This window comes from Phenylobacterium sp. T106 (genome assembly GCF_057219735.1).
The window spans coordinates 119,804-143,050 of sequence record NZ_JBXVWA010000003.1; the positions used below are offsets into that span (position 1 = coordinate 119,804).

Genomic DNA, 23,247 nt, shown 5'->3' on the forward strand with positions numbered 1-23,247 from the left:
CATCGGGGCCTATGTCTCACCGCCCGCCGGAGCGATCAATCCGCTACCAGGTAACGCTCAGCGCCCGACCAGCGCTTCGGCGCGGCGGGTGGCTTCCGAGAGGCGGCCTGACCATTCCGTGATCAGGGCGGCGATGGCGGCCTCGTCCGCATCGGCGGGTACGTGCAGCGGGCCGTCCCAGACCACGGCGCCCCGCCCGAAGGGCGCCGCCCACATCACCTTGTCCCACGTGCCCTGCATCTGGGCCGATGGCGCGGCGGCGATTCCCATCAGGAACACCGGCTGCCCGGACCGCCGGGCGATCTGCAGGGCGCCGGGCGCGATCACCTCGTTCGGCCCGCGTGGACCATCCGGCGTGACGACCAGCGCGCCCCCGCCCGCCACCCAGTTCGTCGCCTCGCGGATGGCGGCGATGGCCTGGCGCATCTTGGCGGTGTCGCCGGGCTTGGCCGACGAGACCCGGATGGCGGGGAAGCCGGACATGTCCAGCGCGCGGGCCACGAACTCGCCGTCCGCGCTGGGCGAGATCAGGCACTTGGTGCGCTTGCGCCACCACTGCGGCGCGGTGGCGAGGCACAGCGGGATGCGGCCGTGCCAGAAGAGGGCGATGGCGCCGCGCGTGTCGTCGGCGAGCACCGGCTCGACGCAGGCCAGGTTCTCGTGCCGCCAGCGGACGGTGCGCAGCACCAGCCGCAGGTAGCTGCCCAGCACCCAGCCCAGGAAGGCCTGGACCGAACCGTTTCGCAGCAGCGCCTTCACGCGGCGGGCTCCGCCTCCAGGTCCTGGCTTCTGGCGAGCCGGGCGTAGAGTCCGCGCTTCTTCACGAGCGTCGCGTGATCGCCGGTTTCGACCACGCGGCCACGATCGACCACATAGATGCGGTCGGCGCCGCGCACGGTGGACAGGCGGTGGGCGATCAGGATGGTGGTCCGGCCGGCCATGAGCCGCTTCAGCGCCGCCTGCACCTGGGCCTCGCTCTCGGTGTCCAGGGCGCTGGTGGCCTCGTCGAGCAGCAGGATCGGCGCGTCCTTGAGGAACGCCCGGGCGATGGCGATCCGTTGCCGCTGGCCGCCCGAAAGCCGGGCCCCCGCCTCGCCCACGAGCGTGTCGTAGCCGTCCGGCAGGTCGCAGATGAACTCGTGCGCCGCCGCGGCCCGCGCCGCCGCCTCGATCTCGGCCGCCGCGGCCTGCGGGCGCGCATAGGCGATGTTGGCGCGGACGGTGTCGTCGAACAGGAACGGCTCCTGGGTGACGAGGGCGATCTGGTCGCGCAGCGAGGCCAGCGCCACGTCGCGGACGTCGATGCCGTCCAGGGTCACGCGCCCCGCGCTCACGTCGTAGAAGCGCGGGATCAGGTTCAGGATGGTGCTCTTGCCGCCGCCCGAGGGACCCACCAGCGCCACCGTCTCGCCCCGCCGGGCCTCCAGGTCGACGCCGTCCAGCGCCGGCGGGCCGTCGCCGCCGTACGAGAAGGCCACGTTCTCGAGGCGCAGATGGCCGTCCGCTCGGGTGACCGGCTGGGCGCCCGGCCGCTCGCGCACCTCGGGCTCCACGTCGAGGGCCGCGAAGAGCCGGCGCGCCGCGGCCATCCCTTCGGCGAAGACGGTCTGCAGGTTGGCGAGCTGGCGCAGCGCCTGGCTGGCCATGGTGAGGGCGGCCACGAACGAGAAGAAGGCGCCGGCGTTCATCTCGCCCACGGTGGAGCGCCAGCCGGCGTAGGCGAACACGGCGGCCACCACCAGCGTCATCAGGAGCTCGGTGGCCGGCGCGGCCCGGGCGCGGGCGTTGGCGCCCTTGGTGAGGTGGCGCTGGCGCCGCGCGACCACCTCGGCCACGCGGGCCTCCTCGTGCGCCTCGCGGTTCTCGATCTTCACGACCCGGACGCCGTCGAGGCTTTCCATGATCGCCGAGGAGAGGTTGGAGGTCTCGGCCATGGCGCCCTTCGCGGCCTTGGTCGTGCGCCTGGAGAACCGCCGCATGATCGCCCCGGCCAGGGGCGCGACCCCGATCAGGAGCAGCGACAGGAACCAGTCGTTGGCGACCATCACCACCACGGCGCCCACGAAGATCAGCAGGTTCTGGGTGTAGTTCACCACCCCGGCGGTGGCGGCCTCGCGGATCAGGCCGGCGTCATAGAGCACCGAGGCGACGAAGCTGCCGGTGTGGCGGCTGCGCAGGTGGGCGAGGTCGGCGCGGACAAGGCGGCCGAAGAGCTGCACCTGGACGTCTCCCACCACGGCGTTGCCGATGTGGTTCACCAGGGTGGCCTGGACGATCTGGGCGACCGTCCGGGCGACGGCGAGGGCGGCGATGGTGAGCGGGATCCAGAGCAGCGCCCCCGGCTTGTGGAACACCAGCAGGTCGTTGGTGGCAGGCTCGATGATCCGCACCAGCTCGGCCGAGCAGTAGGCCACCACCACGGCGGCCAGCATGGCCACGGTCCAGCCGCGCCAGCGCGGCGCCATATAGCTTCGCGCCACCCGCGCCACGAGGGCGCGGGCGCCAAGCTCCGGCGGGGCGGGGACGCTCATGGGCCTGGGGTCGGACGTTGCGCCCACAGTGTCAAGCCGGGCCGCGCGACGGCCCGTGAGCCGGGATCGGTCTCGATCACGAACGAACGCGGGCGCACACGCACGGGCGTGCGCCCGCGACCCGCGGGCGGCCACGGTCAGGCGGTCTGCGGCGACGTCGTCGCGGTGGGCGGTTTGCCCGCCCCGCCGCTCGCTCTGCGGCGAGCGGTCCCCCCTTCCCGCAGGGCGGGAAGGGAAGGGGTCAGCTGGGCCAGGGGGGCTTGAGGCGCAGGCCGGGCGCCGTGGAGCCGAGGAGCGCGGATCGCGCCCGCGGCGCCGGGGGCGGGGCGCGGTCCAGCACCGTCGCGGCCGCGGCCGCCGGCTGCGGCTGCGCCGCGTCGGCCCTCGCGAGGAGGGCTTCGAGGGCCGGTAGGTTCCGCGTGCGGACATCGGCCGGAACGCCGTCGGCGCGGGCGGTCTCGCGGGCCACCAGGCCGAGCGTCGAAATGAACTTCGGCAGGCTCACCGCCTCATAGTCCCGTTCGCGCTCGCGCTCGACGGGGTCGCCGCGTTCGAGCCGCTCGACCTCGATCTCGTCCTCGCGCTCGGCGTCCATCGCCTGGACGGAGGCCTGGACGGGGGCGGGGCGGAGAGGGGCCATGCGGCCGGCGCGCAGGGCCAGGCACAGGCGGATGCCCAGGCGCACGGCCTGGAAGCTGCGGTGGAAGACATCGTAGAGCGGCAGGCTTCGGCTTCGATTGGCCTCGGTCTTCGCCGCCTCGCCGACCCGCCGCCCCAGCTCGAAGGCGCAGTCGACCATCGCCTCCACCATGCGGAGCTCAAAATCGGTGCGGGCGGCGTCCTGCGACATCGGAACAAAAGTAGAACATAAGAAGCGGCGCCGTCAACCCCTCGGGGGCGCGGCTGGCTGCGGACCGGATTCTCGCCTACCTAGCGGCGATGAGCGCCGCCGAGCCCCGCTTCGACCTCACCACGCCGCTCGGGCGGGCGAAGGCGTATGCGGACTACCTCTGGAACGACCACGCCTACCTGCGGCTGGGGTTCTCGAACGCGCATTGGATCAGCGAGGAGCTGGTGCGGGCGAACCAGCCCTGGCCGCACCAGATCGCCGCCTGGCGGGACCGCGGCATCCGCACGATCGTGAACCTGCGCGGCGGGTTCGACGCCAGCTTCCATGCGCTGGAGAAGGACGCCTGCGCGCGGCTGGGGCTGAACCTGGTCGATTTCACGATCACGTCGCGGGAAGTCCCCTCGCGGGAGCGCGTGCTGGGCGCCAAGCGGCTGTTCGAGACGCTGGAGTACCCGGCGCTGATGCACTGCAAGTCGGGCGCGGACCGGGCCGGGATCATGAGCGTGCTGTACATGCACTTCCGGAAGGGCCGGACGATCCGGGAGGCGCTGGACCAGCTGCACATCCGCTACCTGCACATCCGGCACGGCAAGACCGGCGTGCTGGACTACACCTTCGCCCGCTATCTCACCGAGGGCGAGCCGGCGGGCATGAGCTTCCTGGAGTGGGTGCAGAGCCCGATGTACGACCCGGCCGGCATGAAGGCCGAGTTCCGCACGAACATGTGGGGCAATGTGCTGACCGAAAGCGTGCTGCGGCGGGAGTAGGACGGATGGGGGTCGGACGGCCTTGCCGGCCGCTTGCCCTTCCCACCGTCCGCTCTACGCCCGGCGGCGCCGGGCTCGGCGGGCGGTCCCCCCTTCCCGCGATGCGGGAAGGGAAGGAGGCGTCAGTGCTCGTCGTCGTCCGAGCCCGGGGTCAGGAGCTTGTGGGCGTGCAGCACGAAGTAGCGCATCAGGGCGTTGTCGACGGTCTGCTGGGCCTTGGCGCGCCAGGCCCTCACGGCCTCGTCGTAGCTGGCGAAGCCGCCGACGAAGTCGATCTGGCCGGGGTCCTTGAACTCGGGCGGACCGTCGAGGTCCTTGAGTTCGCCGCCGATGACGAGGTGGAGGAGCTGTCTGTGGGGCATGGGGGTTCGTTTCAGATGAAATCAGTTTCGCGGGCCCATATGCTGGAGCCGCTCCAGGATCAATGGGGCGAGCGCCCGAGTCGAGCAGATCAGGCTGGCCTGTGACGGCCGCGCCCGGTTGAAGCGGAAGCCCTCGCCGGTGTGGTCGCCGACGAAACAGCCGGCTTCGCGGGCGATGAGGTCGCCGGCCGCCACGTCCCAGTCCGACTTGCGCACGGGCGCGACCGCCGCGTCGAACTCGCCGGCGGCCACCGCGCACATGCGGTAGGCGGTGGAGCTGCGCTGCTCGACGGACATGGTGGCCGGCCAGGGGGTCGGCCACGACCAGTGGGCGAACACCACCGGGTCGCCGGCCATCCGGGCCTCCTCGAGCCGCGCGGCCGCGGTCGGGGCGATCGGCGCGCCGTTTCGGGTGGCGCCCTGGCCCGCGGCCGCGGCGTAGATCTCCTCCAGCTCGGGCGCGTAGACCGCGGCGGCCGTCGGGACGCCGTCGTCCACCACGGCGATGGCCACGGACCACCAGGGGCGGCCCTTCAGGAAGGCGCGGGTGCCGTCGATCGGGTCGACGACGAAGATGCGCCGGTGGGCCATCCGCTGCGGATCGTCGGCGGTCTCCTCCGAGAGCCAGCCGTAGTCGGGCCGGGCCGCGCGGAGACGGCGGGTCAGCAGGTCGTCGGCCGCCAGGTCCGCATTGGTGACCGGGCTGTGGTCGTCGGCCTTGTATTCGACCTCCAGGCCCTTGCGGCGGATGTCGCGGGCCAGCTCGCCGGCCTCGCGGGCCGCGTCCAGGATCAGGCGCAGGTCGTCGCTCATCGACCCGCGATGGCGAGGGCGTCCACCATGAGCGAGGGGGCGTTGGACGCGCCGCGGATCTCCAGGTCCGAGGCGGGCGTGACGCGCCGGAAGATGTCGATGAGGTTGCCCGCCACCGTGATCTCCGTGACCGGGTAGGCGAGCTCGCCGTCCTCGAACCAGAAGCCGGAACAGCCCACCGACCAGTCGCCGGTGTTGGGGTTCAGCGAGGGGCCGAACATCGACGTGACGAGCAGGCCCGCGCCCGCGTCCTTCATCAGCGCCTCGCGGCTCTTCTCGCCGGGCAGGAAGGTCAGGTTCGAGGTCGAGACGCCGGGGGGGCCGGCCAGGCCGCGGGAGGCGTGGCCCGTGGTCTGCAGACCGAGCTGGCGGGCCGACGACGAGTTGAGGAGCCAGGTGGTCAGCACGCCGTCGTCGATCAGGTTGCGCGGCCCGTTGCGGACACCCTCGTCGTCGAAGGGCGACGAGCCGAGGCCGCGCAGGCGATGCGGGTCGTCGCGGATCACGATCCCCTTGGCGAAGACCTGCTGGCCCAGCTTGTCCTTCAGGAACGAGGCCCCGCGGGCGATGGCCGGGCCCGAGATCGCGCCGATCAGAGGGCTCATCAGCGATCCGGCGAGGCGGTTCTCGAAGATCACCGGGGCGGTGGTGGAGGCGATCTTGCGCGCGCCCAGGCGGGCGGCGGCGCGGCGGCCGGCCTCGGCGCCCAGGCTCTCGGGCTCGGGCAGGTCGGCCTGCCAGCGGACCGAGCGGCCGTCGTAGCCGGTCTCCATGCCGGCCTCGTCGCCCGCGATGGCCGAGGCGCCGATGGAGAAGCCCGACGCGCGGTGCACGCCGGTGAATCCGCCGCTCGTCACCATGGTCCACCGGGCGGCCGACCACGAGCCGGAGGCGCCGTCGGTGTTGATCACCCTGGGGGTGGCCCGCGCGGCGGCCTCCGCGGCGCGGGCGCGCTCCTCCAGCGCCTCGGCCGACGGCTCGGACGGGTCGAACAGGTCCAGGTCCGGCATGCCGTCCAGCGCCAGGTGCTCGCGGTCGGCGAGGCCCGCGTAGGGATCCTCGGGCGCGAGGCGGGCCATGGCGACCGCGCGCTCGACCAGCTTGCCGCGGGCGTCCGCCGAGATGTCCGAGCCCGACACGGTGGCATGCCGCCTGCCGACGAAGACGCGCAGGCCGAGGTCGCGCGACTCGTTGCGCTCGACCTCCTCGAGGTCGCCCATGCGCACGGTGATCGACAGGCTGCGGCGTTCCGCGCCCACGGCTTCGGCGGCGTCGGCCCCCGCCCTCAGCGCGGCGGCCACGACGTCGTTCAGCAGGTTTTCGTCCATCGCCGGGATATGGCGGACGCAGGGCGGACGAACAAGGCTGGGGTTCGCGTCGACGGGCGCCGGGGCTTTTCCCTCCCTTCCTCCTCGACGGAGGAAAGGCCGGGTATGGTGGTGTGCGCAGAGCGTCAGAGGTTCGTGCGCGTGCGGCGACGCCGCCTCATACGCACACTCGGCAATGGTGGGGCCACACCACCACCCAACCCTCCTCCATCGAGGAGGAGGGCTTTTCAGGGCGCCTCAGGGGATCGCGTAGAACAGCAGGGCGGCGGCGATGGCGACGTAGCTGACCCAGGTGGCCAGGGCGCCGGCGGCGCGGAGCCAGGTGGCCTGCGTCGAGCGCGACAGGCCCACGGCGTGCACCACGCGGCCCACGAAGAAGACCAGGCCGATCAGGTGGATCAGCAGGCTGGGCGCGCCCACGAGCGCCAGGATCGCAAGGCCGGCCAGCGCCGCGGGCACGTACTCCGCCGCGTTGCCGAAGGCGCGGATGGCCTGCTGCAGGGCGGGCACCCCGCCGTCGCCGATCTCGACCCGGTGCCTGCGCCGCTGGCGGGTGACCAGCACCGACAGCACGAGCAGGAGCACGACGTTCAGGCCGGCCCAGAGGGCGGCGGCGTGGGCGGAGGCCAGAGGGTCCATGCGCGACCTTACCTCAGTCCACCGGCGCGCCATCGCCGGGCAGGCCAAGCTTCGCCCACTTTTCCGTGACGGCGGCGATCGTGTCCGGATCCATGCCCAGCTTCTCGCCCCACTCGCGGTGGGTCTCGGGCGGCCATTTGTTGGTGGCGTCGAGCCCGATCTTCGAGCCCAGGCCGCTCTCGGGCGAGGCGAAGTCCAGGTAGTCGATGGGGGTGTTCTCGACGACGGTGATGTCGCGGGCGGGGTCCATCCGGGTGGAGATGGCCCACATCACGTCCTTCCAGTCGCGGGCGTCGATGTCGTCGTCCACGACGATCACCCACTTGGTGTACATGAACTGCCGAAGGTAGCTCCAGACGCCCATCATCACGCGCTTGGCGTGGCCCGGGTAGCCCTTCTTCATCGACACCACGGCGATGCGGTAGCTGCAGCCCTCGGGCGGCAGCCAGAAGTCGACGATCTCGGGAAACTGCTGGCGGATCAGCGGGATGAACACCTCGTTCAGCGCCTCGCCCAGGACCGAAGGCTCGTCCGGCGGGCGGCCGGTGAAGGTGGTCAGGTAGATGGGGTCCCTGCGCAGGGTGACGCAGGTCACCTCGAACACCGGGAAGCGCTCCACCGAGTTGTAGTAGCCGGTGTGGTCGCCGTAGGGGCCCTCGTCGGCGTACTCGTCGAGGTGGACGAGGCCCTCCAGCACGATCTCGGCCTGGGCGGGAACCATCAGGGGCACGGTCTTCGCCGGCACGAGGTCGAGCTTGGCCCCGCGGAGCAGGCCGGCGAACTGGTACTCGGAGAGCGTGTCGGGCACCGGCGTGACGGCGGCCAGGATCGTGCCCGGGTCGGCCCCGATGACGGCGCAGGCGGGCAGCGGCTCGCGCCGTCCTTCCGCCTTCCAGCGGCGGTGGTGCTGGGCGCCGCCGCGGTGGGCCAGCCAGCGCATGATGGTGCGGTCCTTGCCGATCACCTGCATGCGGTAGATGCCGAGGTTGTAGTCGTCCTCCCGGGAGTCGGACGGCCCCTTGGTGACCACCAAGGGCCAGGTGATGAGCGGCGCGGGCTCGCCGGGCCAGCAGGTCTGGATCGGCAGCTTCGACAGGTCGATCTGGTCGCCCTTCCAGACCACCTCCTGCACCGGCGCGGTCTTGCGCACATTGGGGCGCATGCCCATCACGGTGCGGGCCAGGGGCAGCATGTCCCAGGCGTCCTTGAGGCCGCGCGGCGGCTCGGGCTGGCGCAGGAAGGCCAGGAGTTCGCCCACCTCGCGCAGTTCGCCGGCGGTCGTCCGTTCCTTGCCCTCGAGGGTCACGCCCATGGCCACGCGCCTGACCGTGCCGAACAGGTTGACGAGGCAGGGCATGCCCGACGGCTGGCCGTCGGCGCGCACGGGGTTCTCGAACAGGACGGCCGGGCCGCCCGTGGCCAGCAGGCGGCGCTGGATCTCGGTCATCTCCAGGACGGTGGAGACCGGCTCGGTCACGCGCACCAGCTCGCCGGCGGCTTCCAGTTTGGCGATGAAGTCGCGCAGCGAGCGGTAGGCCATGCGCGCCCGTTTACCCGCGCGGCCGAACCGGGTCTAGGATGGGGCCCAAGGAGCAGAGATGGCCCGCCTCGACCTCGACGACCTGCCGCCGCGCGTCGCGGCGCTGCTCACCGACCTGCCGGAGGGCGAGGAGGTCGTGCTGGTGCAGCACGGCGCCGTGGTGGGCCGGCTGACCGCGGGCGCGCCGCCGCAAGCCGAGGAGACCCACCCCGAGATGGAGCCCGACCAGAAGATGCGCGAGGTGTTCGAGAACTTCCGCTCGGCGATCGAGGACGAGTTTTGAGCGCCGCCGTGCGCGAGGGCGTCGCGAAGAGCGCCCGCCACCAGAGCGTCTACCTGGCCGCCGGCCCGGAGGGGGCGACGCCGATCGTCTTCATCCACGGCTGGCCCGAGCTCTCGATCTCGTGGCGGCATCAGCTGCCGGTGTTCGGCGGCCTGGGCTTCCACGCCGTGGCGCCCGACATGCGCGGCTACGGGCGCTCTTCGGTCTACCCGCGGCACGAGGACTACGCCGTCGAGCACGCCACCGCCGACATGATCGAACTCCTGGACCACCTTGGGGCCGAGAAGGCCGTCTGGGTCGGCCACGACTGGGGCGCGCCCGTCGCCTGGAGCCTCGCCCAGCATCACCCCGAGCGGACCCACGGCGTGGCGACGCTCTGCGTGCCCTACATGCCCGACGGCTTCGCGCCCGAGACGATCATCCCGCTGGTGAACCGCGACATCTATCCCGAGGCCGAGCTGCCGGCGGGCCAGTGGGACTACATGCTCTACTACCGCGAGAACTTCGCGGCGGCCTGCGCGGGGTTCGAGGCGAACCCGCGGGCGTTCGTGAAGCTGGCGTTCCGGGCGGGGAGCCCGGCCGGCAAGGGCCAGCCCGCGGGCACGGCGTTCACCCGCGCCAACAACGGCTGGTTCGGCGGGGCGGCGCCGCCCGACGTGCCGCGCGACGAGACGGTGCTGACCCAGGCCGACGAGGACGCCTACGCCGAGTCCCTCGGCCGCAACGGCTTCTTCGGACCCGACAGCTGGTACATGAACGGCCCGGCCAACATGGCCTTCGCCGCCCGCGCCAACCCGCGGCTGGAGATGCCGGCGCTCTTCCTGCACGCGGCCTACGACTACATCTGCGAGACGCTGGATTCGCGGCTGCCCGAGCCGATGCGCGCCAACTGCGCCGACCTGACGGAGGCGGTGGTGGAGTCGGGCCACTGGATGGCCCAGGAGAAGCCGCGCGAGGTCAACGCCGCCCTGGCGAAGTGGCTGGCGGCGAAGCTGCCGCACCTCTGGTGACGGTTCCGTCCGGGCGGGCGAGGCTCTACCCTGCCGAAAACAGCGGGGGAACGTGATGGGCCGGACGATCGTGGCGGGGATGCTGGCGGCGCTGGTCGCGCTGCCGGCCGGGGCGGCCGAGACCAGGTACCGGGCCGAGGTGATCCGCACCGCCTACGGGGCGCCGCACGTGATCGCCCGCGACTACGGCGGCCTGGGCTACGGCGGCGGCTACGCCTCGGCGCAGGACAACTTCTGCGACTTCGCCGAGCGGCAGATGACCGTGAACGCCCAGCGCGCCCGCTACCTGGGGCCGGGCGAGAAGAACGCCAACGTCGTCAGCGACCTCTACCACCAGCACCTGATCCAGACGGGCCGGCTCGAGGCGCTGCTCGCGGGCCGCGGCCAGCCCTCGCCGCAGGCCCGCGCGCTGGCCCGCGGCTTCATCGCCGGGATCAACCGCTACGTCCGCGACGTGGGCGTGGCCAACCTGCCGGACGCCCGCTGCCGCGGCGCGGCCTGGGTGCGTACGTACGACGAGATGGACTACTGGCGGTCCGTCGTGGCCACCCAGCAGCCGACCTTCATGGCCGGCGTCGTCGCCGCCGCGCCGCCGGGCGCGCCCGACCTGCCCGGCCTGCAGGCGCCCGCCGAGCGCTCGCCGGTTCCGGAGGGCCAGGGCAGCAATGCGTATGCGCTCGGGCGCGAGGCGACGAAGAGCGGCCGGGGCGTCCTGCTGGGCAATCCGCACTATCCGTGGGACGGCATCAACCGCTTCGTCAGGATGCACCTGATCATCCCGGGCCGGCTCAACATCGTGGGCGCCGGCCTGCAGAACAGTCCGACGATCGGCATCGGCCACAACCGCTGGATCGCCTGGACGCACACCGTCTCGACCGCGCGCCGCTTCGGCCTGTTCGAACTGACGCTCGATCCGAAGGACCCCACCGCCTACCTCTACGAGGGCCGGTCCGTCCCGATGACGCGCACGGCGGTCACCGTGCAGGTGAAGACCGACAGCGGCCTGACGCCGGTCACGCGCACCTTCTACGGCACCCGGTTCGGCCAGGTGGTGGAGAACGCCGGGCCCCCGGCGACGCCCTGGACGGCGCAGCGGGCCTACGCGGTCCGCGACGCCGGCCCCGACCTGCGCGGGATCGACCAGTACCTCGAGATGTACCAGGCCCGCAGCGTCCGCCAGCTCGCCGCGACGCTGGCGAAGTTCCAGGCCGCCGGGTTCAACACGACCGCCGTGGACGCCTCGGGAGAGGCCTACTACGGCGACGTCGGCGCTCTGCCCTATGTCACGGACGCCAAGGCCGAGGCCTGCACGGTTTCCGAGATGGCCAGGACGCTGTGGTGGACCCAGCGGCTGCCGATCCTCGACGGCTCGCGCGCCGCCTGCGACTGGGACTCCGACCCGCGCGCGGTCGCCCCGGGCATCTTCCCGCCCCAGGTCCTGCCGCAGCTCTTCCGCTCGGACTACACGAGCAACTCCAACGACAGCTACTGGCTCACCAACCCCAAGGCGCCGCTGACCGGCTATCCGCGCATCCTCGGCGACGAGGCGACCGCGCGATCCCTGCGCACGCGGCTGAGCCTGAAGCTGATCGAGGACCGGCTAGCCGGGCGTGACGGCCTGGGCGCGGCGAAGTTCGACCTGGCCAGCGTCCAGGGCGTGCTGTTCAACAACCGGAACCTGGGCGCCGAGATCACCCGCGACCGGCTGGTCGGGCTCTGCCGCAAGGCCGCGTCCGGGCCGCACCCGGACCTCGCCGACGCCTGCCGAGCCCTCGAGGCCTGGGACCTGAAGGTCGACCTGGACAGCCGCGGCGCGCACGTCTTCCGGCTGTTCGCCGACAAGGGCGGCCTCGTCTTCAAGGTCCCGTTCGATCCGGCCGATCCGGTCGACACGCCGCACACCCTGGATGTGGACGACCCCAAGGTGCTGACCGCCCTGGTGGAGGCGGTGAAGCAGCTTCGGACGCTGGGCATTCCCATGGACGCCCCGCTGCGGCAGGTGCAGACCGAGCCTCGGGCGGGGGGCGAGCGCATCCCGATCCACGGCGGGCCGGGGCCGGAAGGCGTGTTCAACGTGATCACGCCCGTCGACCTGAAGCCCGGCCTCGGCTGGACCAAGATCCGCCACGGCTCGAGTTGGATCATGACGGTGGAGTTCACCGACAAGGGCCCCGTCAGCCAGGGCGTGCTGAGCTATTCCCAGTCCACCAATCCGGACTCGCCGCACGCGGCCGACCAGACCCGCCTCTATTCGCGGAAGGGCTGGGACGACCTGCGGTTCACGGAGGCCGCGGCGCGCCGGGACGCGGTGTCGCGGGTGGTTCTGACGGGGCCCTGAGGCGCGCCGTCAGTCCTCGAGGCTGTAGCCGAGCTTCAGGGTGACCTGGAAGTGCGCGACCTGGCTGCCCTCGACATGCCCGCGCACCTCCTTGACCTCGAACCAGCGGATGTGCCGCCGGTTTTCCGACGCCTTGGTGATCGCCTGCCGGATCGCGTCGTCGATCGAGGTCTCCGACGAGCCGACGATCTCGCTGACGCCGTAGGTGTTGTCCGCGGTCATGCTTGCTCCTTCCTTGTGCGGAGGGAGGAAGGCGCGGACGGCGCAGGTGGTTCCCGGCGCGGCCGGAAGGTTCAACCAACCTCGCCCAGGGCGTCGTCGAGGGCGTCCAGGAGCAGGTCGGCGTGCTCGCGGGTGAACACCAGCGGCGGGCGCACCTTCAGGATGTTGGCGTGCGGACCGGTGGCGCTCACCAGCACCCGGCGGCGGCGCAGGCCGTTGACGACCTGGGCGGCGGCGGCGCTCGCGGGCCGTCCCTCGTGCGCAAGCTCCACGCCGAGGAAGAGGCCGGCGCCGCGGACCTCGGCGATCAGCGGCCGGCGCCGGGACAGCGTCTCGAGCCCGGCCTTGAGATAGGCGCCCACCGCGGCCGCATTGGCCATCAGGCCCTCGTCCTCGATCACGTCCAGCACCGCCATGCCCACCGCGCAGGAGACCGGGTTGCCGCCGAAGGTGTTGAAGTAGCGGCAGCTCTGCCCGAACGGCGCCAGCACCTCGGGACGGGCGACGAGGCCGGCGACCGGATGGCCGTTGCCCATGGGCTTGCCCATGGTCACCAGGTCGGGAACCACGCCGTGCCGCTGGAAGCCCCAGAAGGCCTCGCCCGTGCGCCCGAAGCCGGGCTGCACCTCGTCGGCGATGAAGATCGCCCCGGCCTCGCGCGCGGCGGCCGCCGCCGCGGCCAGGAATCCGGCCGGGCCGTCGTAGACGCCGTCGCTGGAGAAGATGGTGTCGACCAGCAGGGCCGAGGGCGCATGCCCGGCCGCCCGCAGGTCCTCGAAGGCGGCGCGCACGTCGCGCGCGAAGCGCTCGGCCACGCCGGCGTCCCCGCCCCGCGGCGCGGGCACGGTGCGCACGTTCGGCCCCAGCGCCACGTAGGCGCCGAGCGACGGGGAGAGCTCGGCCACCGCCTGGGTGACGCCGTGGTAGGCGAGCTCGGTCACCACCACGCCGGTTCCGCCCGTCCGCGCCCGCGCGATGCGCAGCGCCAGGTCGTTCGCCTCGCTGCCCGTGCAGGTGAACATCACCTGGCTGAGGGGGGCGGGGAACAGGGCCGCCAGCCGTTCGGCATAGGCGACGACGCCGTCGGTCAGGTAGCGCGTGTGGGTGTTCAGCACGGCCGCCTGCCGCGCCATCGCGTCCACCACCCGCAGGTGGCAGTGCCCCACCGAGGCGACGTTGTTGTAGGCGTCGAGATAGGCCGCGCCCTCGGCGTCGTAGAGCCACACGCCCTCGCCGCGCACGAGGTGCAGCGGCTCTTCGTAGAACAGGCGGTAGGCGGGTCCCAGGACCCGTTCGCGCCGGGCGATCAGCGCCTGCGCCTCTGGCGAGAGGCCCTCGGCGGCGCCCGCGTAGGCGTTGATCATGGTCATCGGCGGAGCTCCGTTGCGCAGGCCGCGCGGACCGCCGCGTCGAACGCGGCGCGGCCGGCGTGCGCCAGCCGCTCGAGGCCGGTCACGGCGGCCGGATGGTTGCGCAGGATGTACTCGGCGTTCTCGGGGTAGCGTCCGGCGCGCCACTCCGAGATCAGCACGGAAGTGGCCATCCGCATCGCCACGAGATCGTACAGCGTCTCGAGCTCGGCGGGCGCCAGCGGCAGGGCGGCGTGGTAGGCGGCCACGTAGTCGCACAGCGCCTCGAGGCCGTGCGCCAGCTGGTAGCTCGCGGCGATCGCCGTGTCGCACACCCGGGGCGTGGCGACCATGTCGCCGAAGTCGAGGATCCCGCAGACGCGGTCGGTGTCGTCGGGATCGACCACGACATTGTGGGGGTTCAGGTCGTTGTGGACGACCTGCGCCGGCAGGCCGGGAAGGACGGGCGCGACGCGAGCCTCGAAGCGATCCAGGGCCGCCTCGGCCAGGGCGCGCCGACCCGCGTCGCCCACGAACGGGAGCAGGCGCCGCAGCGACGGGGCCTGCTTCAGGTCCCACAGGAGCACGTGGTCCTGGGCCGGATGGGAGAAGCCCTGGAGGGCCAGCGTCAGGCGCGCGTGGGCCGCCCCCAGGGAACGGCGCTGCGCCGGCGTCGACGCCGCGCGGTGCAGCATGACGCCCGGCAGGAACGTCAGCAGCCGGACGATCTGGTCGCCCGCCGGCCCGGGCAGCACGGCGCTGAGCGCGCCCGAGGCGGTCGGGACCACCCGCTGGACGGCGGCGCCGGGGTCGGCCGCCGCCACGTGCCGCAGCGCCAGAGTCTGCATCTCGGAGACGGCGGGGTCCTCGGCGGCGTTGGTGATCTTCAGGACGTACTCGGCGCCGTCGCGGGCCCGCAGGTGGAAGTTCTGGTCGCGCTCGCTGACGAGGGGCCGAGCCTGCCCGGCCAGTCCGTAGACGTCGAGCGCCAGCGCTTCGGCGGCGGCGGTCGAGAGGCTGGCGGGCGGACTTTCGAGCGCGCTGGCGGTCATGGGCGCGCCGGCGGCACCGCACGGTCGACGAACGCGATCAGCCGCTCGCTCAGCGCCTCGACGCTGACCGGCCCGTCCCGGTGGTACCAGTGGGGAATCCAGTTCATGGCCCCGAAGACGAACATCGAGGTCAGCTTGACGTCGTCGCAGACGAGCGTCCCGTCCCGCGCGCCCTCTTCCAGGATCTCGCGCAGCATGCCGTCGATCTGGCGTCGCCCGCCCACCACCTCGGCGCGGTTCTCGGGCCCGAGCGCATTCGTCCCCGTCATCACCAGGCAGGTGCCGAAGTCGTCCACGACCATCCGCACGTAGCGGCGCAGGAACTCGTGCAGCCGCTCGCGGGCCGTGCCGGAGCCCGGCGGCGGCATCGGCGTCTCGCCGTCGGTGATCGCCTCGATCCCCAGGCGGTGACACTCGAAGAGGATCTCGTCCTTGCTGCGGAAGTAGTAGTAGAGCGTCGGCTTGGAGATGTTCAGCTCGTCGGCGATGTCGGCCAGGGTCGTCTCGTGGAATCCGCGCTGCGTATAGATCCGCGCCGCGGTGCGCAGCACCACCTGTCGCTTCAGTTCGAACTGCTCGCCACGGTCCTGGATGGCCTCGCCCCATGGCCGCTTCGGCGTCGCCTTCGGCATCCCAACTCCCATTCCGGCGCAAACCCGAACGCCCCTCTAGCCGATAATACCCATTGACAGTCATTCGACTAGAGAGATGACATATCTACCGATCGGTTGTCAGTTCGACCCGCGAGTCGAACGACGCCGCAGCCGGAGGCGGGGGGGCGTTCGTGGAGACGGTCGCGAGCTGCGTGGCGGGGGGCGTGGGCGTGGCGTCGGCAGCGCGCGGAGATGCGAGCCCGGACGCGTTGCTGAGCCAGCTCTACCGAAGCGAGGCCGAGGGCCTGCGGCGATACCTCACGCGCCTGCTCAAGGCGCCGGCGGACGCCGAGGACGTCGCGCAGGAGGCGTTCCTGCGCCTGCATCGGTGCGGCGACCTTTCGGCCTACGACCATCCGCGCGCGGTGCTGTTCAAGACCGCCTACCGGCTCGCGCTGAACCGCGTCCGCAGCCGCCGCTCGGGCGTGATCGACCGCGCCCTGCCGATCCCGCGCGAGGCCGCGCTGCCGCCGGCGCCGACCCCGTCGGCGGAGGAGGACCTGATCTCGCGCGAGCGGGACCGCGCCTACGCGAGCGCTCTGGCGAGCCTGCCGCCCCGCTGCCGCGAGGTCATCGAGCTGAGGACGCTGCAGGAGCTGTCGTACAAGCAGATGTCGGATAGCCTCGGCATCTCGGTGAGCACGCTGGAGAAGCACCTGGTGCGCGGCAAGCGCATCTGCGCCGAGGCGTTGGCGGGTTGGACATCGGGCGCCGGCCAGGCGCTCGCGGCCTGACGCGCACAGGAGGAATGGCCATGTCTGACGCTCTCGACGCGCCGCCCATCGCCTACTTCCCCGAGATCCGCACGCTTGCGGACGCGCCGCGCTTCCACGGCCGCACGCGCGGCGCCGCGCCGGCCTTCCACTTCGAGGGGGAGACCCTCACCTACGCCCAGTTCGACCGCCGGACGAGCCAGGTGGCCAACGGGCTTCTCGCCGAGGGCGTCCGGCACGGCTCGCGCATCGCCTACCTGGGCAAGAACTCGGCGGCCTATTTCGAGCTCCTGTTCGGCGCCGCCCGCATCGGCGCGGTGCTGGCGCCGGTGAACTGGCGGCTCGCGGCGCCCGAGGTGGTCTACATCGTCCGCGACGCCGAGGCCGAGCTGCTGTTCGTGGACGACCATTGCCTGGCGCTGGGGCGCCACGCCGCGGCGGAGGTCCCCGGCATCCGCAAGATCATCGCCATGGACGGCGGGGCGCCGGGCCACGAGAGCTATGCCGGATGGCGCGACCACCAGGGCGCCGGGGACCAGACGGTGAAGGTCGATCCCGACGACGTGGCGATCCAGCTCTACACCTCCGGCACCACCGGGCGGCCGAAGGGCGTGCAGCTGGCGCACCGGGTCTTCTTCGCGTTCAACGCCTACGCCGGCGCGAACCCCGGCGCCTTCGGGCCGGACATGTCGTGGAACAGGTGGAACTCCGACGACGTGAGCCTGGTGGCCATGCCGGTCTTCCACATCAGCGGCACGGGCTGGGGCGTCGTGAGCGTTTACGCCGGGGCCTTCACCGTGGTGCTGCGCGAGTTCGAGAACGCCGCCGTGATCCAGGCGATCCGCAACTTCCGGGTCTCGAAGACGGTGCTGGTGCCGACCACCATCCAGATGATGCTGGATTATCCGGGCGTCAGCCGGGCGGACTTCGCCTCGATGACCGACTTCCTCTACGGGGCCTCGCCGATCCCGCTGGACCTCCTTCAGAAGGCGGTGGACGCCTTCGGGTGCGGGTTCGTCCAGCTCTACGGCATGACCGAGACGTGCGGCGCGGTCACCTACCTGCCGGCCGCGGACCACGTGGCCGGGAACCCGCGCATGCGGTCCGCCGGCAAGCCGATCCCGGGCGCCGAGATCCGCATCCTGGACCCCGAGAGCGACGCCGAGCGCCCGACCGGCGAGGTGGGCGAGATCTGCATCCGCGCGCCCACCACCATGCGCGGCTACTGGAAGCAGCCGGACGAAACGGCGCGGGTGATCCGCGAGGGCGGCTGGGTGCGCAGCGGCGACGCCGGCTACCTGGACGAGGACGGCTATCTCTTCATCCGCGACCGCGTGAAGGACATGATCGTGTCCGGCGGGGAGAACGTCTATCCGGCCGAGGTGGAGAACGCGATCTACGGCCATCCCGCCGTGGCCGAGGTGGCGGTGATCGGCGTGCCCGACGCCAAGTGGGGCGAGGCGGTGAAGGCGGTGGTGGCGCTGAAGCCGGGCCAGGCCGCGGATCCCGACAGCATCGTGGGTTGGGCCCGCGAGCGGATCGCCGGCTACAAGGTCCCCAAGTCGGTGGACTTCGTCGACGCCCTGCCGCGCAACGCCTCGGGCAAGGTGCTGAAGCGCGACCTGCGCGAGCCCTACTGGGCCGGCCACGAACGGCGGGTGAACTGAGGTGACCGAGCTCGAGCGGATGCTGATCGAGCACGCCTGCCAGAAGCTGCAGATGCTCTATGGCGTCCACGCCGACCGCGGGGAGGTGGAGGCCTTCACCCAGCTCTTCGCGGCGGACGGTTCCGTGGCGGTCCCCGAGGCGCCCGCCTTCGTGGGACACGCGGCCATCCGGGCCTCGATGCAGGCGCTGGCCGACCAGGGGATCGCCATGCGCCACGTGATGACCAACCCGGTGGTGCACGTGGTCGACGCCGACCGCGCCACCGGCTCCTGCTACCTCACCGTCTACAACAGCGCCGCCGAGCCCGACGCGGCCGGGATCCGTCCCGTGGCGCTGCCGGCGACGGTGGGCGAGTATGCCGACGTGTTCCGGCGGACGGACGAGGGCTGGCGCTTCCAGTCGCGCGTCCTGACCCGCGTGTTCCGGCCGTCGCCGCCGAGCTGAGCCGGCCTGGCGGGTCCGCCCGCCGGGCGTGTCCTTGCAATGAGGGAGGCGCGCACCCCGCCTCCGGGAGGTGAGCTGCGATGGAAATCCAGGACTGGAAGTCGATGGCCGGCATGGCCGGTGTCTACCGCAAGGCCCGCGAGCTGGGGCTGGAGACCAACATCGCCGAGCTGGAGACCTTCGGCTTCACGGTCATCGAGCCCGAGAAGACGGGCGCCCCGGCCGGCTTCGCCCAGCGCCTGCTCGACAAGGTGATGGAGATCGCCCGGCAGGAGGACGACCTCGCGGTCGAGCTCAACAAGCACTCGGACGCCGAGAAGCCGGCCTACGGGCGGCAGCTGTTCCACCTGCTGGAGCGCGACCCGGTCTTCGTCGAGGCGCTAATGAACCCCGCGGTGCGCACCATGGGCAGCTACATGATGGGCCTGAGCTACAGGCTGTTCAGCATGGTGGCGTTCGTGAAGGAGGGGTCCGCGCGCTCGACCCACATGCACACCGACTCGGTGGGCGTGCCGACCCCGCTGCCGGCCTATGGCGCGGTCTGCAACGTGAGCTGGATCCTCACCGACTACACCCCCGAGAACGGCACGCTGGGCATGATCCCGGGCAGCCATCGCAACTGCCGCCATCCCACCGAGTTCGAGCAGCCGAAGTTCATCGGCGGCGGCATGGACGACTCCATGGTGACGCCGGTCATGGCCAGGCCCGGGTCGCTCGCGGTCTTCACCGGCAACACCTGGCACTGCACCTACCCCAAGACGAGCGACGGGGTGCGCGCGCACATCGCCACGGCCTTCTGCCGCAACTACATGAACCCGGCCGAGAGCTACGACGACATGCCGGACGCGCTGATCGCGCCGCACGGTCCCGAGCTCGCGCGCCTGCTCGGCCGCAACGCCTGGCAGGGCTACCGCGCCGAGGGCCCCAAGCTCGAGAACATGGCCCTGGTCCGGGCCGCCTATCAGAGCCAGTACGGTTGAGGACGCCATGAGCAAGGTCGAATTCGCCAGCCGCGAGTGGCTGGCCGCGCTGCGGTCGATGCTGGACCGCTACACGGCCCTCGCCGGGCCGGACACGACGCTCAGCATCTGCGAGGTGTTCACCGGCGTGCCCCCGCACCTGGACGCCGGCGGCGACGGGCGCATCGCCTGGCACTGCCGGATCGCGGGCGGCAAGGTCACGGTCTTCGCGGACGGCGAGATCGACGACGCCGACATCAAGACGGTGGCCGACTACCACTTCATCCTGCCGTTCGCGCGGATGAAGCTCGAGCCGGGCACGACCGACGAGTACCAGCGCCAGCAGGCCGAGGGCGCGCGCCTCGGCAAGGTGAAGCACGAGGGCGACCGCTCGAAGGTTCCCCCGGCCTTCTACGGCATGCACAATGAACTGGCCGAAATGACCGCGTGAGGCGGCAGGAGGAACCCGTGAGCTGGGACTACATGATCTACGAGACGCCCGAGCCGGGCATCGCGCGCATCGTCATGAACCGGCCCGAGGCCGCCAACGCCCAGGACAGCCAGTTCCTCTACGAGCTGAACGCCGCGTTCGACCAGGCCGCCCGCGACGACGACGTGCGGGTGATCATCCTGGCCGCCAACGGCAAGCACTTCTCGTCGGGCCACGACATCCGCGAGACCAACCACCACGACAACCAGGAGCGCTACGCGCCCGTCACGCCTTACCAGCAGCACCGCCGCCCCGGCGCCGAGGGCCGCATGTCGCGTGAGGAGGAGCTGTACACCGGCCTGTCCGAGCGCTGGCGCAACATCCCGAAGGTCACCATCGCCGCCGTCCAGGGCAAGTGCGTGTCGGGCGGCCTCCTGCTGTGCTGGCCCTGCGACCTGATCGTGGCCAGCGACGACGCCCAGTTCATCGAGGTGACCGTCGCCATGGGCATCGCCGGCGTGGAGTGGTTCGCCCACCCGTGGGAGATGAACGCGCGCAAGGCCAAGGAAATGCTGCTCACCGGCGATCCCATCGGCGCCGAGGAAGCCCGGCAGCTGGGGATGGTGAACCGGGTCGTGCCGCGCGCGGAGCTGCCCGAGGCGACGCTGGAGCTCGCCCGCAAGATCGCCCGCCAGCCCAGCTTCGCGACCCGCATGGCGAAGCTCGCCGTGAACTCGGCCCAGGACGCCCAGGGCCGGCACTCCGCGATGCAGACGGCCTTCGCGCTGCACCAGCTGCAGCACAGCCACTGCATGGAGGTCTACGGGCTGCCCGTCTATCCCGGCGGCATCCACGCGGGCGTGAAGAAGAGCTACGCCGAGGGCGAGGAGCCCTTCCGCGCGCCCACCCCCGCCAAGGCCTGAACCGCGCCCTCCACGCGGAATGGCGGGTTCCGCCGAACGCCGTGTCCTTGAGGTTGGACGAGCCGCAAAGGCCGTCCCAACGAGGGGGCGACGGAGATGTCGGATCGGAACGGGAGTTTCGCGCGCGGAACCCAGCGCGGGGCGCTGCTGTCGGGCGCGGCGCTGGCGCTCGTCATGGGCGGGCCTGCGCTCGCACAGACGGCGGCTGAGACCGAGGCCGCCACGGTCGAGACCGTGGTGGTGACCGCCCAGAGGCGGGTCGAGGAGAACATCAAGGTCCCGGTGGCGGTCACCGCCGTCGGCGCGGCCGAGATCCAGAACATCACCGCCGGCTTCGTGACGGACATCGCCATCAAGGCGCCGAACGTCACCATGACGCCGGGCACCAATTCGCCGGTGATCCAGATCCGCGGCGTGAGCTCGCAGAGCAACATCAACGCCGGCTTCCCGCCCGCCGTGGGCGTCTACGTGGACGAGGTCTATCAGGGCCGCGATCCGACGTTCAACACCATCCTCAACGACGTCCAGCGGGTCGAGGTGCTGCGCGGGCCGCAGGGGACGCTCTACGGAAAGAACACCATCGGCGGGGCGATCAACATCGTCACGGCCGAGCCGTCCAACACCTTCACCGCCTTCGGCGACGTCAGCTACGGCAACTACGACTTCATCCAGGGCCGCGCGACCGTGGCCGGGGCGATCGTGCCGGACCTGCTGATGGTCCGCCTGTCGGCCACCCACCGCCAGCGCGACGGCTACATGCGCAACACCGTCACGGGCGAGAAGCTGAACGACATCAACTCGGACGGCTTGCGCCTCGTGCTGGCGTCGCGGCCCAGCGAGCAGCTGCGCCTGCGGTTCTCGGCCGACTACTTCACGGAGAGCGGCACCAGTGCGCTGGAGACCGGCCCGGCCAACTTCCCGGCGCCGACCCCGGCGGTCCTGGCGGCGATCCCGCGGCAGGACGCGGAAGACAATGTCGTCCAGCTGAACAACCCCGAGGACGCGCACCGCGAGCTCTGGGGCTACATGGGCCGGCTGGACTACAGCTTCAGCGGCGCCGAGTTCACCTCGATCACCGCCTGGCGCAGCTACATCGCCACCTTCGTCGACGACAGCGACGGCCTGCCCCTGGACGCCTTCGACGTGGGCCGCGACGAGAAGGGCGAGAACTTCAGCCAGGAGTTCCGGCTGACCTCGACCGGCGAGGGCCCGTTCTCGTGGATCCTGGGCGCCTACTACTACGACGAGAACACCACCAACATCCGCAAAATCCACCTGGGCGCCCAGATGCCCGTGCTGCTGACCGGCGGCATGATCCCGGGCTTCGGCGGGGAGCGGGCGCAGACCTTCTCGACCATCGACGCCAAGAGCTACGCGGCCTTCGCCTCGGGCACGTGGCAGATCGCGCCGAAGGTGCGCCTGGCCGGCGGCATCCGCTGGACCCACGAGAAGAAGGACTTCTTCTACAGCCAGGTCCCGACCCAGACGTTCCTCAACCTTCCCAACGGCCTGCTGATCTCGAACTTCGCGGTTCGCATCCCGGCCGTGCGCGACACCTACAAGGACAGCCGCTGGACCGGCGACGTCAGCGTCTCGTACGACTTCACCGACGAGCAGACGGCCTATCTGAAGTACAGCCGCGGCTTCAAGGCGGGCGGCTTCCAGACCGACGTCATCTCGCCGCCGTTCAACGCGGCCGACCCGCTGGGCTTCGATCCCGAGACGGTCAACAACTACGAGGCCGGGTACAAGGCCTACTTCTTCGACCGCCGCCTGAGCCTGAACCTGGCCGCCTTCTACCTGAAGTGGAACGACAAGCAGGAGCAGATCTTCACGGGCCTGTCGTTCCTGATCCGCAACGCCGCCACCGCCTCCAGCCGCGGGCTCGAGATCGAGCTGACCGCGCGCCCCACGCGCAACCTGCTGCTGGACGCCAACGCGGCCTACCTGAAGGCCAAGTACGACAGCTTCCCCACCAGCCCGGCGCTGGAGGGCGAGCGCTTCCAGCTCACGCCCAAGTACACGGGCAGCCTGGGGGCGCAGTACACCTACCCGGTCGCCGACGGCCTGGAGCTGTACGTGCGCGGCGACCTGAACCATCGCAGCAGCAGCTACCTGCTGCCCAACGCCACCACGCGGCTGAACATCGAGGCGCTGACCACCATCAACGGTCGCCTGGGCGTGCAATCGCAGGACGGCGGCTGGGGCGCCTACCTCTGGGGCAAGAACATCAACAACGACAAGGTGCTGGGCTCGGGCTCGCTGTTCCCCTTCCCGCGGGCGCAGATCACGACCCGCGCGCCGGGCTTCGGCCGCACCTACGGCGTCGAGTTGCGCAAGACGTTCTGAGCGCGAAACCTGTCGCCGGGGCCG

At 71.6% G+C, this 23,247-nt stretch carries 23 protein-coding genes; 11 read left to right on the forward strand and 12 right to left on the reverse strand.

Translation table 11 applies throughout. The annotated features are described in order from the left end of the window. Positions 1 to 57: 57 nt before the first annotated feature. The 3 genes from AC2D8W_RS08240 to AC2D8W_RS08250 form a co-directional block, all read right to left on the reverse strand. Positions 58 to 759 carry a lysophospholipid acyltransferase family protein gene (locus AC2D8W_RS08240; RefSeq protein WP_484671143.1) on the reverse strand — a complete coding sequence of 234 codons (702 nt, stop codon included), beginning with the start codon at positions 757 to 759 and terminating at the stop codon, positions 58 to 60. Continuing rightward, on the reverse strand, positions 756 to 2,531 hold the full coding sequence (locus AC2D8W_RS08245; RefSeq protein ID WP_484671144.1) for an ABC transporter ATP-binding protein: 1,776 nt from the start codon (positions 2,529 to 2,531) through the stop codon (positions 756 to 758). The genes AC2D8W_RS08240 and AC2D8W_RS08245 overlap by 4 nt, the downstream gene beginning before the upstream one ends. Before the next feature lie 241 nt (positions 2,532 to 2,772). Then, positions 2,773 to 3,381, reverse strand: a complete 609-nt coding sequence (locus tag AC2D8W_RS08250; protein ID WP_484671145.1) for a hypothetical protein — start codon at positions 3,379 to 3,381, stop codon at positions 2,773 to 2,775. 89 nt (positions 3,382 to 3,470) lie between these two features. Between AC2D8W_RS08250 and AC2D8W_RS08255 the strand changes: the two genes are divergently transcribed. Then, positions 3,471 to 4,148, forward strand: coding sequence for a fused DSP-PTPase phosphatase/NAD kinase-like protein (locus AC2D8W_RS08255; protein ID WP_293482497.1), 678 nt, complete (start codon positions 3,471 to 3,473; stop codon positions 4,146 to 4,148). Between the two features lie 122 nt (positions 4,149 to 4,270). On the opposite strand, the gene AC2D8W_RS08260 is transcribed toward AC2D8W_RS08255, so the two are convergent. The 5 genes from AC2D8W_RS08260 to AC2D8W_RS08280 all read right to left on the reverse strand — a co-directional run bounded on the left by AC2D8W_RS08260 (position 4,271) and on the right by AC2D8W_RS08280 (position 8,830). Continuing rightward, positions 4,271 to 4,510: a DUF4170 domain-containing protein gene (locus AC2D8W_RS08260; RefSeq protein WP_293482496.1), complete on the reverse strand. Its 240-nt coding sequence runs from the start codon at positions 4,508 to 4,510 to the stop codon at positions 4,271 to 4,273. Between the two features lie 21 nt (positions 4,511 to 4,531). Continuing rightward, entirely contained in the window at positions 4,532 to 5,323 is a 792-nt protein-coding gene (locus AC2D8W_RS08265; RefSeq protein WP_484671146.1) for a 3'(2'),5'-bisphosphate nucleotidase CysQ, read from the reverse strand. After that, on the reverse strand, positions 5,320 to 6,651 hold the full coding sequence (locus tag AC2D8W_RS08270; RefSeq protein ID WP_484671147.1) for a TldD/PmbA family protein: 1,332 nt from the start codon (positions 6,649 to 6,651) through the stop codon (positions 5,320 to 5,322). The genes AC2D8W_RS08265 and AC2D8W_RS08270 overlap by 4 nt, the downstream gene beginning before the upstream one ends. A 237-nt stretch (positions 6,652 to 6,888) precedes the next feature. Next, a complete protein-coding gene (locus AC2D8W_RS08275) occupies positions 6,889 to 7,290 on the reverse strand; it encodes an MAPEG family protein (protein WP_293482493.1) in 402 nt (133 codons plus the stop codon). Between the two features lie 13 nt (positions 7,291 to 7,303). Next, a complete protein-coding gene (locus tag AC2D8W_RS08280; RefSeq protein WP_484671148.1) occupies positions 7,304 to 8,830 on the reverse strand; it encodes a UbiD family decarboxylase in 1,527 nt (508 codons plus the stop codon). Positions 8,831 to 8,888: 58 nt separating this feature from the next. Here AC2D8W_RS08280 and AC2D8W_RS08285 point away from each other — a divergent pair, with 58 nt between their 5' ends. Genes AC2D8W_RS08285 through AC2D8W_RS08295 form a run of 3 tightly spaced genes read left to right on the forward strand, consistent with a single transcriptional unit; the run spans position 8,889 to position 12,461 of the window. Further along, on the forward strand, positions 8,889 to 9,113 hold the full coding sequence (locus AC2D8W_RS08285; RefSeq protein WP_484671149.1) for a hypothetical protein: 225 nt from the start codon (positions 8,889 to 8,891) through the stop codon (positions 9,111 to 9,113). Then, the gene (locus AC2D8W_RS08290) at positions 9,110 to 10,123 is read left to right on the forward strand and encodes an alpha/beta hydrolase (RefSeq protein WP_484671150.1); all 1,014 of its coding nucleotides are present in this window, start codon (positions 9,110 to 9,112) and stop codon (positions 10,121 to 10,123) included. Before AC2D8W_RS08285 ends, AC2D8W_RS08290 begins: the two co-directional genes overlap by 4 nt. A gap of 55 nt (positions 10,124 to 10,178) precedes the next feature. Continuing rightward, positions 10,179 to 12,461: a penicillin acylase family protein gene (locus tag AC2D8W_RS08295; protein ID WP_484671151.1), complete on the forward strand. Its 2,283-nt coding sequence runs from the start codon at positions 10,179 to 10,181 to the stop codon at positions 12,459 to 12,461. Positions 12,462 to 12,470: 9 nt separating this feature from the next. Here AC2D8W_RS08295 and AC2D8W_RS08300 read toward each other — a convergent pair whose 3' ends face one another. The 4 genes from AC2D8W_RS08300 to AC2D8W_RS08315 form a co-directional block, all read right to left on the reverse strand. Next, positions 12,471 to 12,683, reverse strand: coding sequence for a dodecin (locus AC2D8W_RS08300; protein ID WP_293482488.1), 213 nt, complete (start codon positions 12,681 to 12,683; stop codon positions 12,471 to 12,473). Between the two features lie 71 nt (positions 12,684 to 12,754). Further along, the gene (locus AC2D8W_RS08305) at positions 12,755 to 14,053 is read right to left on the reverse strand and encodes an aspartate aminotransferase family protein (RefSeq protein ID WP_484671152.1); all 1,299 of its coding nucleotides are present in this window, start codon (positions 14,051 to 14,053) and stop codon (positions 12,755 to 12,757) included. After that, positions 14,050 to 15,084, reverse strand: coding sequence for a phosphotransferase (locus tag AC2D8W_RS08310; protein WP_484671153.1), 1,035 nt, complete (start codon positions 15,082 to 15,084; stop codon positions 14,050 to 14,052). The genes AC2D8W_RS08305 and AC2D8W_RS08310 overlap by 4 nt, the downstream gene beginning before the upstream one ends. Further along, complete coding sequence (locus tag AC2D8W_RS08315; protein WP_484671154.1) at positions 15,081 to 15,716, reverse strand: TetR/AcrR family transcriptional regulator; 636 nt, start codon at positions 15,714 to 15,716, stop codon at positions 15,081 to 15,083. The genes AC2D8W_RS08310 and AC2D8W_RS08315 overlap by 4 nt, the downstream gene beginning before the upstream one ends. 152 nt (positions 15,717 to 15,868) lie before the next feature. Between AC2D8W_RS08315 and AC2D8W_RS08320 the strand changes: the two genes are divergently transcribed. From AC2D8W_RS08320 to AC2D8W_RS08350, 7 genes are all read left to right on the forward strand, one after another. Further along, positions 15,869 to 16,471: an RNA polymerase sigma factor gene (locus AC2D8W_RS08320; protein ID WP_293482484.1), complete on the forward strand. Its 603-nt coding sequence runs from the start codon at positions 15,869 to 15,871 to the stop codon at positions 16,469 to 16,471. Between the two features lie 20 nt (positions 16,472 to 16,491). Continuing rightward, entirely contained in the window at positions 16,492 to 18,117 is a 1,626-nt protein-coding gene (locus tag AC2D8W_RS08325; RefSeq protein WP_484671155.1) for a fatty acid--CoA ligase, read from the forward strand. Position 18,118: 1 nt separating this feature from the next. Next, positions 18,119 to 18,562 (forward strand): nuclear transport factor 2 family protein, encoded by a 444-nt coding sequence (locus AC2D8W_RS08330; protein WP_293482482.1) that lies wholly within the window; start codon positions 18,119 to 18,121, stop codon positions 18,560 to 18,562. Between the two features lie 80 nt (positions 18,563 to 18,642). Beyond that, positions 18,643 to 19,542 carry a phytanoyl-CoA dioxygenase family protein gene (locus tag AC2D8W_RS08335; protein WP_484671156.1) on the forward strand — a complete coding sequence of 300 codons (900 nt, stop codon included), beginning with the start codon at positions 18,643 to 18,645 and terminating at the stop codon, positions 19,540 to 19,542. Between the two features lie 7 nt (positions 19,543 to 19,549). Next, complete coding sequence (locus AC2D8W_RS08340; RefSeq protein ID WP_484671157.1) at positions 19,550 to 19,972, forward strand: hypothetical protein; 423 nt, start codon at positions 19,550 to 19,552, stop codon at positions 19,970 to 19,972. Between the two features lie 17 nt (positions 19,973 to 19,989). Further along, a complete protein-coding gene (locus AC2D8W_RS08345; protein WP_484671158.1) occupies positions 19,990 to 20,874 on the forward strand; it encodes an enoyl-CoA hydratase in 885 nt (294 codons plus the stop codon). Positions 20,875 to 20,970: 96 nt separating this feature from the next. Further along, positions 20,971 to 23,223: a TonB-dependent receptor gene (locus AC2D8W_RS08350; protein ID WP_484671159.1), complete on the forward strand. Its 2,253-nt coding sequence runs from the start codon at positions 20,971 to 20,973 to the stop codon at positions 23,221 to 23,223. Positions 23,224 to 23,247 lie beyond the last annotated feature (24 nt).

What these genes read in the sequence shown, in the direction of transcription:
- AC2D8W_RS08280 (WP_484671148.1), bottom strand. Translation starts at nt 8,830, where the DNA reads ATGGCCTACCGCTCGCTGCGCGACTTCATCGCCAAACTGGAAGCCGCC.
- AC2D8W_RS08300 (WP_293482488.1), bottom strand. Translation starts at nt 12,683, where the DNA reads ATGACCGCGGACAACACCTACGGCGTCAGCGAGATCGTCGGCTCGTCG.
- AC2D8W_RS08265 (WP_484671146.1), bottom strand. Translation starts at nt 5,323, where the DNA reads ATGAGCGACGACCTGCGCCTGATCCTGGACGCGGCCCGCGAGGCCGGC.
- AC2D8W_RS08305 (WP_484671152.1), bottom strand. Translation starts at nt 14,053, where the DNA reads ATGACCATGATCAACGCCTACGCGGGCGCCGCCGAGGGCCTCTCGCCA.
- AC2D8W_RS08310 (WP_484671153.1), bottom strand. Translation starts at nt 15,084, where the DNA reads ATGACCGCCAGCGCGCTCGAAAGTCCGCCCGCCAGCCTCTCGACCGCC.
- AC2D8W_RS08270 (WP_484671147.1), bottom strand. Translation starts at nt 6,651, where the DNA reads ATGGACGAAAACCTGCTGAACGACGTCGTGGCCGCCGCGCTGAGGGCG.
- AC2D8W_RS08315 (WP_484671154.1), bottom strand. Translation starts at nt 15,716, where the DNA reads ATGCCGAAGGCGACGCCGAAGCGGCCATGGGGCGAGGCCATCCAGGAC.
- AC2D8W_RS08335 (WP_484671156.1), top strand. Translation starts at nt 18,643, where the DNA reads ATGGAAATCCAGGACTGGAAGTCGATGGCCGGCATGGCCGGTGTCTAC.
- AC2D8W_RS08255 (WP_293482497.1), top strand. Translation starts at nt 3,471, where the DNA reads ATGAGCGCCGCCGAGCCCCGCTTCGACCTCACCACGCCGCTCGGGCGG.
- AC2D8W_RS08260 (WP_293482496.1), bottom strand. Translation starts at nt 4,510, where the DNA reads ATGCCCCACAGACAGCTCCTCCACCTCGTCATCGGCGGCGAACTCAAG.
- AC2D8W_RS08295 (WP_484671151.1), top strand. Translation starts at nt 10,179, where the DNA reads ATGGGCCGGACGATCGTGGCGGGGATGCTGGCGGCGCTGGTCGCGCTG.
- AC2D8W_RS08340 (WP_484671157.1), top strand. Translation starts at nt 19,550, where the DNA reads ATGAGCAAGGTCGAATTCGCCAGCCGCGAGTGGCTGGCCGCGCTGCGG.
- AC2D8W_RS08250 (WP_484671145.1), bottom strand. Translation starts at nt 3,381, where the DNA reads ATGTCGCAGGACGCCGCCCGCACCGATTTTGAGCTCCGCATGGTGGAG.
- AC2D8W_RS08245 (WP_484671144.1), bottom strand. Translation starts at nt 2,531, where the DNA reads ATGAGCGTCCCCGCCCCGCCGGAGCTTGGCGCCCGCGCCCTCGTGGCG.
- AC2D8W_RS08350 (WP_484671159.1), top strand. Translation starts at nt 20,971, where the DNA reads ATGTCGGATCGGAACGGGAGTTTCGCGCGCGGAACCCAGCGCGGGGCG.
- AC2D8W_RS08325 (WP_484671155.1), top strand. Translation starts at nt 16,492, where the DNA reads ATGTCTGACGCTCTCGACGCGCCGCCCATCGCCTACTTCCCCGAGATC.
- AC2D8W_RS08285 (WP_484671149.1), top strand. Translation starts at nt 8,889, where the DNA reads ATGGCCCGCCTCGACCTCGACGACCTGCCGCCGCGCGTCGCGGCGCTG.
- AC2D8W_RS08275 (WP_293482493.1), bottom strand. Translation starts at nt 7,290, where the DNA reads ATGGACCCTCTGGCCTCCGCCCACGCCGCCGCCCTCTGGGCCGGCCTG.